The following is a 12,601-nucleotide window of genomic DNA, read 5'->3' as shown; positions in this document are numbered from 1 at the left end:
GTCCGGCACCGCCACCAAAGGCTCCTCCCGGGGTCACCCGCGGCACGCGACGTCGGACCCGTCGGCGACGTCCGGCCGCGGGTCGGGACGGTCAGGGCTGCGACGTAGCATGGCTGGAGTGACGACCACCCCCGACGCGCCCACCGCACCCAACGGTCGCAAGCTGCTCCGCCTGGAGGTCCGCAACGCCGAGACCCCCATCGAGCGCAAACCGGAGTGGATCAAGACCCGCGCGAAGATGGGCCCGGAGTACAAGCACCTGCAGAGCCTGGTGAAGTCCGAGGGACTGCACACGGTGTGCCAGGAGGCCGGCTGCCCCAACATCTTCGAGTGCTGGGAGGACCGCGAGGCCACCTTCCTCATCGGCGGCGACCAGTGCACGCGCCGCTGCGACTTCTGCCAGATCGACACCGGCAAGCCGCAGCCGCTCGACCGTGACGAGCCGCGCCGCGTCGCTGAGTCGGTGCAGACGATGGGGCTGCGCTACGCCACCATCACCGGCGTCGCCCGCGACGACCTCCCGGACGGCGGCGCCTGGCTCTACGCCGAGACGGTGCGGGCCATCCACGAGCTCAACCCCGACACCGGTGTCGAGAACCTGATCCCCGACTTCAACGGCGACCCCGACCAGCTGGCCGAGGTCTTCGAGTCGCGTCCCGAGGTGCTGGCCCACAACGTCGAGACCGTGCCGCGCATCTTCAAGCGCATCCGCCCGGCCTTCCGCTACGACCGCTCCCTCGACGTGCTCACCCGGGCCCGCGCCTTCGGCCTGGTCACCAAGTCGAACCTGATCCTCGGCATGGGTGAGACCCGCGACGAGGTCAGCCAGGCCCTGCGCGACCTGCACGAGGCCGGCTGCGAGCTGGTCACGATCACCCAGTACCTGCGCCCCTCGGTGCGCCACCACCCGGTCGAGCGCTGGGTCAAGCCCGAGGAGTTCGTCGAGCTGGCCGACGAGGCCACCGCGATCGGGTTCGCCGGCGTCCTGTCGGGTCCGCTCGTGCGTTCGTCCTACCGCGCCGGGCGGCTATATCGTCAGGCGATGGACGCGCGCGCGTCCGTCTAGGCGCGACACGGAGCGAGGGCAACGGGCAGGCATGGCGAGGAAGAAGAAGGTCAAGGAGACCGACCCCACCAAGCAGGGCCGCATGCGGCAGCTGGTCGAGACCTACAAGATGTCGCGCGAGGGCGACAAGGTCATCGGCTGGTGGATGCTCGGCACCTTCGTGGTCTTCGCCGCGCTCGGGTTCTGCCTGTTCTACTTCGTCTTCCCCGGCGACGGCGTCATCAGCCTGGTGCTGTCGATCATCGGCGCGCTGCTGATCGGCCTGCTGGCGATGATGGTCGTCTTCAGCCGCCGCGCCCAGCGGGCCGCGTTCAACCGGCTCGAGGGGCAGCTGGGCGCCGGCGCCCGCGCGCTGACGCTGCTGCGCCGCGGCTGGAAGACCGACGAGATGGTCGGCTTCACCAAGCAGCAGGACATGGTGCACCGCGTGGTCGGCCCCCCGGGCATCGTGCTGGTCGGCGAAGGCAACCCGCACCGCCTGCGTCAGCTGATGACCTCCGAGCGCAAGAAGCACGAGCGGGTCGCCCACGAGACGCCGATCCACGAGGTCGTCGTCGGCAACGACGAGGGCCAGGTGCCGCTGCCGAAGCTGGTCAAGCACATCCAGAAGCTCGGCCGCAAGGTGAAGCCGGCCGAGCTCACCGACATCCTCAACCGCCTCAAGGCCCTCGACGCCCAGCGCCCGAAGCTGCCCATGCCGCGCGGCCCCGTCCCCACCAGCACCAAGGGGATGCGCGGCCAGATGCGGCAGAACATGCGCGGACGGTGAGCGCACCGTCTGACCGCAGCGGACACCGATCGTCGGGTCCGCCGCCCCTCCCCCGTCCTAGCGTGGACGTCGAGAGGAGGGCACCGTGCTGGACCGCTGGAACCGTGCGATCGCCGAGATCGAGGAGCGGCTCGCCGAGACCGGTGAGCCCGTCGACGTCGCGGCGCTCGCCCGCACCGCGCTGACCTCGGAGCACCACTTCCGCCGCGTCTTCTCCGCACTCGCGGGGATGCCGCTGTCGGACTACGTGCGCCGCCGTCGGCTGACCCTGGCGACCGCCGAGGTGGTCGCGGGCGCCGGCGTGCTCGACGTCGCGGTGCGGCACGGCTACGGCTCGGCCGAGGCGTTCACCCGCGCCTTCAAGGCCTGGCACGCGATGACGCCCTCCGAGGCCCGCCGGCCGGGCGCGGTGCTGCAGACGCAGCCGCGCCTGACCTTCCACCTCAGGATCGAGGGAGCAGACCCCATGCGACACCGCATCGAACGACTCGACGGCTTCACGCTCGTCGGCCGCCACGCCCGCCTGCCGCTGCGCTACGAGGGCGAGAACACCGCTCTCGTCGACTTCCACCGCAGCCTGCCTGCCGGGCTCGACGACCGGCTGCGCGAGCTGGCCGACGTCCCCGCCCTGCCCGGGCTGCTGTCGGCGAGCTCGGGCTTCGAGGAGGGCCGCGGCGACGGCAGCGACTTCGACCACCACCACGCCGTCGCCACCACCCGCTCCCCTGCCGAGCTGCCCGACGACCTCGACACCCTGCGGGTCGAGCCGTCGACCTGGGTCGTGTTCGAGGCCGACGGTCCCACCGCGGACGGCGTCCTGCTCGGCCGCGTGCAGCAGCTGTGGGCCGAGGCGTTCTCGCAGTGGTTCCCGGCCAACCCCTACCAGGTCGTGCCCGGCCCCGAGGTCCTCCGCCTCACCTACGCCGACGACGGCGCCTCGGGCCGCGGCGAGCTGTGGCTGCCCGTCGAGCACGTCGCCGGATGACGATGGTCGAGGTGCGAGGAGCCTTGGCCACCAACCGGCATGCTCACCTGGCCACGGACCCTGAGCTTGTCGAAGGGCACCGCCGGAGGCCCTTCGACAAGCTCAGGGTCCGTGAGGTCGCGTCCGCCTAGACGTCTACCCCTCAGCCCACTGACGGCTCAGACGGGCCGACCCGGCGCGGCCACCAGAACCGGTCGCCGAGCACGAGGGCGAGGGCGGGCACGAGCACGGTGCGCACGACGAGGGTGTCGAGCAGCACGCCGATGCACACGATCGTGCCGAGCTGGGCGAGCACCACGAGCGGCAGCACACCGAGCACCGCGAACACCGCGGCCAGCAGCACGCCGGCGCTGGTGATGACGCCGCCGGTGGCGCTGAGCGAGCGCAGCATGCCCCGCCGCGGGCCGTGCTCGGCGGCCTCCTCGCGCGCCCGGGTGACCAGGAAGATGTTGTAGTCGACGCCGAGCGCCACCAGGAACACGAACGCCAGCAGGGGCGCGGTGTTGTCGATGGCCTCGAAGCCGAGCAGCCCGGTGAACAGCCACCACGACGCGCCGAGGCTGGCCGCGAAGGTCGCCACGGTCGTCACCACGAGCAGCACCGGCGCCACCAGCGAACGCAGCAGCAGCACCAGCGCGATCAGCACCAGGCCGACGAGCAGCGGGATGACGACCAGCCGGTCGCGCGCGGCGCCGTCCGCCTCGTCGATCGCCTGCGCCTCGCTGCCGGTCACGTGGGTGTCGTCGAAGCCGGCCACGGCGTCGCGGACGGCGCCGACGGCGGCCTCGGCCTCGGGCGAGCCCGACGCGGCGTCGAGGACGGCGTCCACCTGCGTGATGCCGGCGTCCTGCTGGCTGATCGTGGCCGACTCGACGCCGTCGACCCCGCGGACGGCGGCGAGCACCCGCTGGCCGTCGGCCCGGGTGAGCACCTGCAGCGGGTCGGAGAGCCCGGCGGGGTAGGAGTCGGCCAGGCGCGTCGAGGCGGCGATGGCCTCGGGCTCGTCGAGGAACTGGTCGGCCTGGTCGAGCCCGGTGTCGACGCGGAACAGGCCCACCGACAGTGCCGCCAGCAGCACGACGGTGCCGCCGAGGAAGGCCACCGGGCGCGCGGCGACCCGGTCGCCGACGCGGTGCCAGAACGTGTTCGACTCCACCAGCGCGGCCTGGCCGACCTTCGGCACGCGTGGCCAGAAGATGCCGCGCGGGAAGCACACCAGCGCGGCCGGCAGCACCACGAGCACGAACGCCGCGGCGACCGTGACGCCGATGGCCGAGGCGAGGCCGAGCCCGCGGGTGGTCGGCACGAGCGAGAGCAGCAGCGTCAGCACGCCGAGGACGACGGTCACCGCGCTGCAGAGCACGGCCTCGGCGGTGCGGCGCAGCGCGTGCGCCATGGCCTCGTGGCGCGACTCGAGGTGGCGCAGCTCGTCGCGGTAGCGGCTGATGAGCAGCAGCGCGTAGTCGGTACCGGCCCCGAAGACCAGCACCGAGAGGATGCCGGTCGTCGACTCGTCGAAGGCGACGTCGAGGGCGGCGAGGGACTGCGTGGCCAGGACGCCGGCCAGCCGGTCGGCGATGCCCACCACCGTCAGCGGCACGAGCCAGAGCACGGGGCTGCGGTAGGTGATGATCAGCAGCAGCGCCACCACGCCTGCGGTCGCACCGAGCAGGCGCAGGTCGGCGCCGTCGAAGACGGCGGCGAGGTCGGCCTGCACGGCGGCGGGCCCGGTCACCTGCACCTGCACGCCGTCCGGGACGCCGTCGCGCAGCTGCGTGCGCAGCTCGTCGACGAGGTCGGCGTTCTCGGTGGCCGAGCCGGCCTGCACGGGCACGGTGGCCAGGGCCGCGGTGCCGTCGTCCGAGGGCAGCAGCGGTCCGTCCTGCCCTGCGGGGACGGCGCCCACCCGCTCGGCCAGCCGCCCGAGGTCGGCCAGCTGCTGCCGGTCGAGCCGGGTGCCGTCGTCGGCGGGTCCGGTGGTGAACAGCACGACGGCCACGCTGGCGTCGTCGCCGTCGGGCAGCTCGGACTGCAGCGCGACCGCCTCGGTGCTGTCGCGGCCGGCGGGCAGGGTGTCGTCGGGCTTCGCCGCGCGCTCGCCGCTGCCGAGCAGGACGATGGCGGCGACGGCCAGCAGCAGCGGCACGAGGGCCACGACGGCCGAGACCCGGCGGCGGGTGATGAGGGACGCGAAGCGGGCGGCGCGGTCGGCCACGGGGAGACTCCTGTGAGGATGGCTATGCTGGAGAGAGATCGCTAAGCAACTTAGCAACTAAGGAGCCGAAGAACTAGTGGCCGAGCCCACCCCTCCGGAGGGGTCACCCCCGGTGCCCGAGACGCTGGTCGCCGTCCGCGAGCTCGTCACCGCCAGTACCCACCTCTCCCACGCCATCGGACGCCGCGCGGGCCTGAACCGCACCGAGCTGGCCGCCCTCGAGCACCTCGTCGAGACCCCCGCCGCCCCGGGCGAGCTGGCCGGGCTGCTCGAGGTGAGCACGGCGGCGTCCACGGGGGTCGTCGACCGGCTCGAGCGGCGCGCGCACGTCGAGCGGCGTCCGCACCCCACCGACCGGCGCCGGCTCGAGGTGCACGTCACCGACTCCGGGCGCGCCGAGATGCTCGGCTACCTGCGGCCGATGCTCGACGCGCTCTCGGCGATCGACGCCGACCTCACCGACGACGAGCGCGCGGTCGTCGTCCGGTTCCTGCGCGCGGCGGCCGCGGCGGTGCGGCGCGCAGCCGACGAGCCGCCGGCGCAGTAGCGGCGGCTACCGCCGCGAGCGGGCCCGCGCGAGCATCTCGTCGAAGACCGGACGCCGCACGGTGGCGGTGTCGGCGGCGAGGTCGTGCAGGCCGCGCCCGTCGGGCTTGAAGACCAGCGGCGGGACGACGAGCGCCACGAGCACCTGCCGCACCAGGAAGCGCAGCGGGCTGATCGGTCGCAGCCGGCCGTCGGCGGGCACCACGCGCAGACCGGTGGCGATCTTGCCGAAGGAGCCGGCCAGCAGCCAGGTCAGCACGGCCGACTCGAGCACGAAGACGACCAGCACGAAGAAGCTCGCCGGGCTGCCGGGGTCGAGGTACTCGTCGACGCCGACGAAGGCCACCACGACCAGCGTCGAGGCGATCCAGTCGACGAGGATCGCGGCGAACCGACGGGGCCACGACGCCGTCTCGAAGCCCGCCTCCGCCGGTTGCACCACGCCGCCAGCCTAGGAGCGGAGGTCACGCGGACGACGTCCGGGCACCTGTTACACGGGGGAAACAATCCCGATACGGTCGAGAAATTGCCCGTTGCGACCGTTGCGGGCATCCCGACGCGTCCGTGCGCCGGACCCCGCCGTCCCCAGAGGAGACCCATGTTCAGCAACAGCGAAGAGCTGCTCGCCTTCATCAAGGACGAGGGCGTCGAGATGGTCGACGTCCGCTTCTGCGACCTGCCGGGCATCATGCAGCACTTCACGGTGCCGGTCTCGTCGTTCGACCAGAGCGTCTTCGAGGACGGTCTCGGCTTCGACGGCTCCTCTATCCGCGGCTTCCAGGCGATCAACGAGTCGGACATGTCGCTGTTCCCCGACGTGACCACCGCCTACGTCGACCCGTTCCGCAAGTCCAAGACGCTCAACGTCAACTTCTTCATCCACGACCCGATCACGGGCGAGCCCTACTCGCGCGACCCGCGCAACATCGCCCGCAAGGCGCTGGCCTACCTCTCGACGACGGGCATCGCCGACACGGCGTACTTCGCCCCCGAGGCCGAGTTCTACATCTTCGACAACGTGCGGTACTCCACCGACGTCAACGCCGGGTACTACCACATCGACTCCGAGGAGGGGTGGTGGAACTCGGGCAAGGACGGCGACGACAACCGCGGCTACAAGACCCGCCTCAAGGGCGGCTACTTCCCCGTCGAGCCCTACGACCACTACAGCGACCTGCGCGCCGACATGGTCAAGAACCTCGAGCTGTGCGGGCTTCAGGTCGAGCGGGCCCACCACGAGGTCGGCACTGCCGGCCAGGCCGAGATCAACTACCGCTTCGACACGCTGCTCAAGGCCGCGGACGACGTGATGAAGTTCAAGTACCTCATCAAGAACACCGCCTGGGCCGCCGGCCGCACCGTCACCTTCATGCCGAAGCCGATCTTCGGTGACAACGGCTCGGGCATGCACGTGCACCAGTCGCTGTGGCAGGACGGCACGCCGCTGTTCTACGACGAGACCGGCTACGGCGGTCTGTCCGACACGGCGCGCTGGTACATCGGCGGCATCCTCAAGCACGCCGCGTCGCTGCTGGCCTTCACCAACCCGACGGTGAACTCCTACCACCGCCTGGTGCCCGGCTTCGAGGCCCCGATCTCGCTCGTGTACTCCTCGCGCAACCGCTCGGCGTCCGTGCGCATCCCGATCACCGGCTCGAACCCGAAGGCCAAGCGCATCGAGGCCCGCTTCCCCGACCCGTCGGCGAACCCCTACCTCGCGTTCTCGGCGCTGATGCTCGCCGGCCTCGACGGCATCAAGAACAAGGTCGAGCCCGCCGCCCCGATCGACAAGGACATCTACGAGCTGCCGCCGGACGAGATGGCCGAGATCGACCAGGTCCCCACCTCGCTCAACGCGGTGCTCGACGCCCTCGAGGCCGACCACGATTTCCTCACCCAGGGCAACGTGTTCACCCCCGACCTGATCGAGACCTGGATCGACTACAAGCGCACCCAGGAGATCGCCCCCGTGCAGCTGCGCCCCCACCCGCACGAGTTCGAGCTGTACTACGACATCTGATCTGAGGGTTTTCGCCCCCTATCAGTAGTGGTCGAAAACGGCCTCTGGCCTGGGAAAACGTCTTTCAGCGTCTTCCAGCGTCAGAGGCCGTTTTTCGTTGTTCTGCGGCCCCAGTGCGGCCCCAGACTCGGCCGCCCAGCACCGGTCGAGGTGTCACACCTAGCGGGTATGACACTCTCCGTCCGCTCCCCCGACGAGCTGATCGCGGTCATCCCGCACCTGCTCGGTTTCAAGCCCGAGGGGTCGCTCGTCTTCCTGCCGATGAGCTCCGAACTGCCGACGGCGCGCGTCGACCTACCCACCACACCGCACGACCGCGAGGTCGTCTGGAAGTCCATCCGCGACGCCTACGTCCGCCACGCCCAGCCCGGCTCGAGCCTCGCCATCGTCTGCCTCACCTCCGACCGCGAAACGGCCACCGACGTCGGTCACGAGTTCGCGGCCCGGTTGGACTCCATCGGCATCGACACCCGCGTCACGCTGTGGGCCGACGAGACCCGGTGGGCCGACCTCGACACCGGCGACATGGGCCTCCAGACCGAGGACGCCCCGGACCGGATCGCCGCCGCGACGGTCCTGACCGGCCGAGCCCAGCCGGCCGCCGCGACTCACTCGCGGAGTCCCTGGTCGGCGACCGGACCCCTGTCGCCGACCTGCTACCGGAAACGCGCGATGCGGCGCGCGAAAGCACCGCCAAGTTAGAGGGGCGCTGGCGCGCAGCCGGATGCAGCAGTTCCATCGTGACGGTGTACGGCTCTCGGACACCGACACGGCCCGCCTGCTCGTCACCGTCGAATCCATCACCATTCGAGACCAACTGTGGCTCGACATGAACCGGAGCAACGCCAGCTCCCACGTCGCGCTCTGGACGGATCTGACCAAGCGGGCACCCGACGACGTCCGCGCAGCCCCAGCGTCACTGCTCGGCTTCGCGAGCTGGCTCAGCGGCCACGGAGCACTGGCCTGGTGTCGAGTGGGTCGTCCAGGGGCGACGCAGGAGCGTCGACGCGACGTGCTGAGAGGTGGCTCCAATCGAGCTCTAGGACACCGGCTACAGGCATGGTGATAGGTCAGGAACGGCGTCGCTCCCTACGCAGGAGGGAGCGCAGAGTCTCGGCGTTCGCGTAGCCGACCCGTAGCGCGATCTCTGCGGAGGTGAGGTCCGTGGTTGCTGAGAGGTGCCGAGCTCGTTCGATGCGAAGCCGTTGGACGAAGCCGAGCGGAGTGAGGTTGAGCGCCGCACGGACTCGTCGTTCGAGGGTGCGCCGGCTGGTGCCGAGCGACTGCGCGACGAAGGCGACGTTGAACGGTTCGTCCAGGCGGGCGCGCACGAAGCGTTCGAACTCGACGACGATCGGGTCCTCGTGCCGGAGATGTTCGTAGGCGACGAAGGCCGCCTGCGACGGACGCTCGTCGATGATGAGGAGCTTGGCGACATGTTGGGCGAGGTCGGGGCTGATCGATCGCACGAGTGAGAGCGCGAGGTCGATATGGGCGAACGCGGCGCCGGCGGTGACGAGGTTCCCGTCGACCACGACCATGGTGTCGAGATCGAGGGCGATGGTCGGATAGCGCTTCAGGAACTCCGGCCCCAGGAACCAGCTGGTCGTCGCCCGCCGATGATGCATCCGTCCGGTCTCGGCGACAGCGAACACGCCGGTGCACGCCGCGGCGATCCGGGTGGTCGCGTCGTCGAGGCGCCCGAGCGAGTCGATGACCGAACGAGCATCTCTGCTCTGGAGGGCGTCGTTGGTAGCGGCGGCCGTGAGGGTTCCAAGCGCAGGGACGACGACCACGTCGAACTCTGCGGACTCCGACAGCGGGTGGTCCACCGACAGGGTCATCGATGCCGTCGTGGTCACTCTCCGTTTCGGTCCGAGGATGGCGAGTTCGATCGGGTCGATCCGCGGGTCGACATCGCCGCGGGCTCCGTCGGCCACCCGCACGATGTCGATGACCGACGCGACAGCCGAACCGAAGCAGCCGTCGATCGCGATCAGTCCGATACGCATGGCGCGAACAATAGCAATACTGCCGTATACGCCACTTCTCACATGCCCTTGCTCGCCATACGCTGAACTCGCTTCACCACGAAACCTCGACACCTAGGAGAACCCCTCATGTCCACACCCGCATCACTTCCGTATGCCTTCGTCGCCAAGATCGTCGCGGCCGATGGACAGCACGACGCGCTCGCCGATCTGCTCGCCGGCGCTGTCGCGCTCGCCAACGAAGAAGTAGGAACGATTGTCTGGTTCGCGGTCAGGACCCACGCCGACACCTTCTGGATCTTCGATGCATTCCCCGACGAGGCCGCTCGCGACGCCCACGCCAACGGCGCCATCGTCGCAGCCCTGATGGCCAACCAGCACCTCCTCGGCGCAGCACCCGAGATCCTGGCGGCCGACGTCCTCGCGTCCAAGCTCCCGTAGTCCGCCAACGCACGAGACGATCGCGCCCCGCCGAGCCGTCGCCAGGTCGCGACGCAACGCCACGCTGCGTTGCCGAGCGGTGCGAGGCCTATCGGCACACGGACAGGATGCCGGCCGCGAGCGCTCAGCCGGCGAGGGGTCCGTCGCCGAGGAGAGCGACGTCGGTATCGGGCGGAGCCGTGTTCACGGTCGACCTCGGAGAGGTGCGCAAGCCACGCTCGGGCGCTACGGGTTCTCGGCAGATTCTTCCCACGCAGATGGTTGAACCGTGGCACCGCCACGAGGACCTAGCCTTCGCGGTACAGACCCGGCACAGCAAGTACTCGGACGACAGGACAGGCTCGACCTGCGAGACCTGCGGCCGCTGGAAGTGGCTACCGATCAGCGAGGGTGATGCACCGATTGTGGCCAGCGCTGTGGTCGCGGAGTCGGATCTGATCGCCTCACCGGAGACCTTCGGGGACGGCTTGAAGTCGTTCCGGCACCTGCTCGTCAGGCGGCCGCTCGGGGAAACGCTCGTGGCGGCCAGCCCACGCAACTGGCACCTGGTCGAGGTTCAGATCGCCTAGTGCCGACGCCGATCGGGTCTTCACGCCGCGACCGCTCATCGGCATGAGCGAGCGCTTGATGTGGGGACTTCGACTGACGGCACCGCCCCTGGACTAGGTACTCTCCCGCGACCAACGGAATGTCGCCGATCGTCCGAGCCGCACACGTTCGAAAAGGGTGAACCCGACCGCGGCACCTTCTGCCCGTTGCCAACGCTGTGCGGCCCACGTGCGGCCCAGGCGGCGCGAGATGCACTGTTTGCGCAGGTCAGAACCGGTCCCGTGTCAGTACTACGACATCTGAGCCTCACGGCCACACGGGACGCCGTCGTCCGACCTGCGGGTCGGGCGGCGGCGTCTCGGCGTTACGGGGCAGGACCGGGACAGGAGCGGGGCCGTCATCGGACCGTCACGTCCGTTCCGGCCCGCGACGGGGCCGCGATCGCCATCATGACGGTCGTGACGAACGACCGGAGCGGGCTGAGGCCGCCTCCGGGTGCGGCACTGGACGACCGGTCGACCCGCGCGGCGTACGACGACTGGTGCGAGGAGCGCAAGGAGGGCCTCGGGGTCGTCGCGGTCGGGACGGTCGTGGTGGTCGGCGGTCTGACCCTCCTGGTGGTCAGTCTCGCCACCGGACGTGCCTGGGCGTGGGTCGTGGGCCTGACGGTGGTCATCTCGGGGCTCGGATGGGTAGGCCCCTCGCTCCGGCGGGGCACCATCGCGGCGCCGAGCCCGCGCGGCGGATGGGTGCGCTGCTGGCCGCACGCCCGTGGACCCTGCACGAGGGCGGGGTCCGGTGCGACGAGACCGCGCCGTCCGGCCACCGGTAGCTGGTGCTGGGCGGGGACTCGGTGCTGCTGGCGACGATCGAGACCGCCGACGGCTGCGAGCTGCTCGACGACGTCGTCCGCGGGACCGGTCCGCTCTGGCTGTGCACCGACGCCTCGGGCGCGGTCGCGGCGGCCTACGCACCGGGCTCGGACGGCGGGCGCCTGTACGACGTGCGCCCGGCGCGGCCGGGCGCGGAGGGCGTCGCCGCCGGCACCGGACCCGAGATGAGTCCTGCGGTCGTTCAGGAGGCGTGGCAGCGCTGGTGGGCGCAGCGTCGTACGGCGTCGATCGAGCTGGCGATCGCGCTCGTCGCGTTCGTCGCGGCCGGCGTCCTTGTGGTCGTCGTCGCGACCGCGGACGGGCGACCGGCGACGGCGGCGGTCGTGCTCCTCGTGCTGTCGGGACTGGTCGCGGTGGTGTCGTTCCTCCTCGCGTGGGGGGACGACGTCCGCTCGGTCGCGCGGGCGCGTCGGGTCCGCGCGCAGCTGGGCGGTTCGTGGCGACCCTACGAGGGTCGGTTGCAGCACCGGTCGTGGGTCGAGCTGTCGGGCGAGGCCCCGAGCGGGTCGTCCACGGAGCACCGCTGGGCGCTGGTCGCCGGCGATGACACCCGGGTCCTGCTCGACGAGGACGGCCCGTCCAGCGCGCTCTCGGCCGTGCTCGACGGCAACGCCTCGGTCTGGGTCACCGGCTCGCTTGACGGCGACCCCGTGGTGGTCGTCCCGTTCGGCCCCGACCTGTTCATCACCCGCACCGTGCGGGGCGAGCGCCGGCGCGCCCAGGTCGAGGGGCGCTCGTCCAGACTCCGCCCGCGCTCGGGCCACGCCCTCGAGACCTCACCACCCCTGCCCCGCCGCGGCGCGTGAGACCGGTCCCGACGAGCGGCCGGGCCGCGGTCAGGCCGGCGAGGCCCCGACCGTCGGCGCCGGGACGCGGATCGACCGGATGCCTCGTAGCTCGAGCCACACCTCGTCGCGCGTGCGCACGACGCGGGCGAGCACGCCCTCGCAGCCGCGGCAGCGGAGCACGGTGCCGGGGGCGTCGACGTAGGCCACCGCCTGCGCCAGCGCGCCGGCGTCGCCGCAGCCCGCGCAGGTGACCGTCGCCGAGGTCATCTCGGCGGTGAAGACGGCGCCCAGGTCGCCGGCGAGGACGTTGCCGTCCAGCACACGCTCGTCGTCCATGG

14 protein-coding genes are annotated in these 12,601 nt (G+C 71.1%); 10 read left to right on the top strand and 4 right to left on the bottom strand.

Annotated elements, in window-relative coordinates; translation table 11 throughout:
• The first annotated feature begins 118 nt into the window (after positions 1-118).
• The 3 genes from lipA (at position 119) to ABEA04_RS16025 (ending at position 2,820) form a co-directional block, all read left to right on the top strand.
• Positions 119-1,066 (top strand): lipoyl synthase, encoded by a 948-nt coding sequence (gene lipA, locus ABEA04_RS16035; RefSeq protein ID WP_345460748.1) that lies wholly within the window; start codon positions 119-121, stop codon positions 1,064-1,066.
• Between the two features lie 31 nt (positions 1,067-1,097).
• On the top strand, positions 1,098-1,835 hold the full coding sequence (locus ABEA04_RS16030; RefSeq protein ID WP_345460745.1) for a DUF4191 domain-containing protein: 738 nt from the start codon (positions 1,098-1,100) through the stop codon (positions 1,833-1,835).
• Between the two features lie 85 nt (positions 1,836-1,920).
• Positions 1,921-2,820 (top strand): AraC family transcriptional regulator, encoded by a 900-nt coding sequence (locus ABEA04_RS16025; RefSeq protein ID WP_345460742.1) that lies wholly within the window; start codon positions 1,921-1,923, stop codon positions 2,818-2,820.
• A 142-nt stretch (positions 2,821-2,962) separates the two neighbouring features.
• Here ABEA04_RS16025 and ABEA04_RS16020 read toward each other — a convergent pair whose 3' ends face one another.
• Positions 2,963-5,035, bottom strand: coding sequence for an MMPL family transporter (locus ABEA04_RS16020; RefSeq protein ID WP_345460739.1), 2,073 nt, complete (start codon positions 5,033-5,035; stop codon positions 2,963-2,965).
• Between the two features lie 112 nt (positions 5,036-5,147).
• On the opposite strand from ABEA04_RS16020, the gene ABEA04_RS16015 reads away from it, so the two are divergent.
• Positions 5,148-5,582 carry a MarR family winged helix-turn-helix transcriptional regulator gene (locus ABEA04_RS16015; protein WP_345460736.1) on the top strand — a complete coding sequence of 145 codons (435 nt, stop codon included), beginning with the start codon at positions 5,148-5,150 and terminating at the stop codon, positions 5,580-5,582.
• Between the two features lie 6 nt (positions 5,583-5,588).
• On the opposite strand, the gene ABEA04_RS16010 is transcribed toward ABEA04_RS16015, so the two are convergent.
• Positions 5,589-6,023, bottom strand: coding sequence for an RDD family protein (locus ABEA04_RS16010; protein ID WP_345460733.1), 435 nt, complete (start codon positions 6,021-6,023; stop codon positions 5,589-5,591).
• A gap of 156 nt (positions 6,024-6,179) precedes the next feature.
• On the opposite strand from ABEA04_RS16010, the gene glnA reads away from it, so the two are divergent.
• From glnA to ABEA04_RS23020, 3 genes are read left to right on the top strand one after another with little or no spacing between them, the layout of a single operon-like run.
• A complete protein-coding gene (gene glnA / locus ABEA04_RS16005; protein ID WP_345460730.1) occupies positions 6,180-7,601 on the top strand; it encodes a type I glutamate--ammonia ligase in 1,422 nt (473 codons plus the stop codon).
• A gap of 27 nt (positions 7,602-7,628) precedes the next feature.
• Positions 7,629-8,303 carry a DUF4192 family protein gene (locus ABEA04_RS16000; RefSeq protein WP_345460727.1) on the top strand — a complete coding sequence of 225 codons (675 nt, stop codon included), beginning with the start codon at positions 7,629-7,631 and terminating at the stop codon, positions 8,301-8,303.
• 7 nt (positions 8,304-8,310) lie between these two features.
• Positions 8,311-8,667 (top strand): DUF4192 family protein, encoded by a 357-nt coding sequence (locus ABEA04_RS23020; protein ID WP_425577049.1) that lies wholly within the window; start codon positions 8,311-8,313, stop codon positions 8,665-8,667.
• Between the two features lie 4 nt (positions 8,668-8,671).
• Here the strand turns inward: ABEA04_RS23020 and ABEA04_RS15995 are convergent, their stop codons facing one another.
• The gene (locus ABEA04_RS15995) at positions 8,672-9,613 is read right to left on the bottom strand and encodes a GlxA family transcriptional regulator (RefSeq protein WP_345460724.1); all 942 of its coding nucleotides are present in this window, start codon (positions 9,611-9,613) and stop codon (positions 8,672-8,674) included.
• Positions 9,614-9,721: 108 nt separating this feature from the next.
• On the opposite strand from ABEA04_RS15995, the gene ABEA04_RS15990 reads away from it, so the two are divergent.
• The 3 genes from ABEA04_RS15990 (at position 9,722) to ABEA04_RS15980 (ending at position 12,281) form a co-directional block, all read left to right on the top strand.
• Entirely contained in the window at positions 9,722-10,033 is a 312-nt protein-coding gene (locus ABEA04_RS15990) for a putative quinol monooxygenase (protein ID WP_003941073.1), read from the top strand.
• Between the two features lie 179 nt (positions 10,034-10,212).
• On the top strand, positions 10,213-10,602 hold the full coding sequence (locus tag ABEA04_RS15985; RefSeq protein ID WP_345460720.1) for a hypothetical protein: 390 nt from the start codon (positions 10,213-10,215) through the stop codon (positions 10,600-10,602).
• An 815-nt stretch (positions 10,603-11,417) separates the two neighbouring features.
• Positions 11,418-12,281, top strand: a complete 864-nt coding sequence (locus ABEA04_RS15980; RefSeq protein ID WP_345460717.1) for a hypothetical protein — start codon at positions 11,418-11,420, stop codon at positions 12,279-12,281.
• Positions 12,282-12,311: 30 nt separating this feature from the next.
• On the opposite strand, the gene ABEA04_RS15975 is transcribed toward ABEA04_RS15980, so the two are convergent.
• Positions 12,312-12,599, bottom strand: a complete 288-nt coding sequence (locus ABEA04_RS15975; protein WP_345460714.1) for a DUF6510 family protein — start codon at positions 12,597-12,599, stop codon at positions 12,312-12,314.
• Between the last annotated feature and the right edge of the window lie 2 nt (positions 12,600-12,601).

The organism is Nocardioides marinquilinus (genome assembly GCF_039543705.1).
Taxonomy (GTDB): Bacteria; Actinomycetota; Actinomycetes; order Propionibacteriales; family Nocardioidaceae; genus Nocardioides; species Nocardioides marinquilinus.
This window is presented reverse-complemented; position numbering and strand designations above follow the sequence as displayed.

Coding starts and splice junctions, on each gene's coding strand:
- ABEA04_RS16030 (WP_345460745.1), top strand. CDS start 1,098: ATGGCGAGGAAGAAGAAGGTCAAGGAGACCGACCCCACCAAGCAGGGC.
- glnA (WP_345460730.1), top strand. CDS start 6,180: ATGTTCAGCAACAGCGAAGAGCTGCTCGCCTTCATCAAGGACGAGGGC.
- ABEA04_RS15995 (WP_345460724.1), bottom strand. CDS start 9,613: ATGCGTATCGGACTGATCGCGATCGACGGCTGCTTCGGTTCGGCTGTC.
- ABEA04_RS15990 (WP_003941073.1), top strand. CDS start 9,722: ATGTCCACACCCGCATCACTTCCGTATGCCTTCGTCGCCAAGATCGTC.
- ABEA04_RS15975 (WP_345460714.1), bottom strand. CDS start 12,599: ATGGACGACGAGCGTGTGCTGGACGGCAACGTCCTCGCCGGCGACCTG.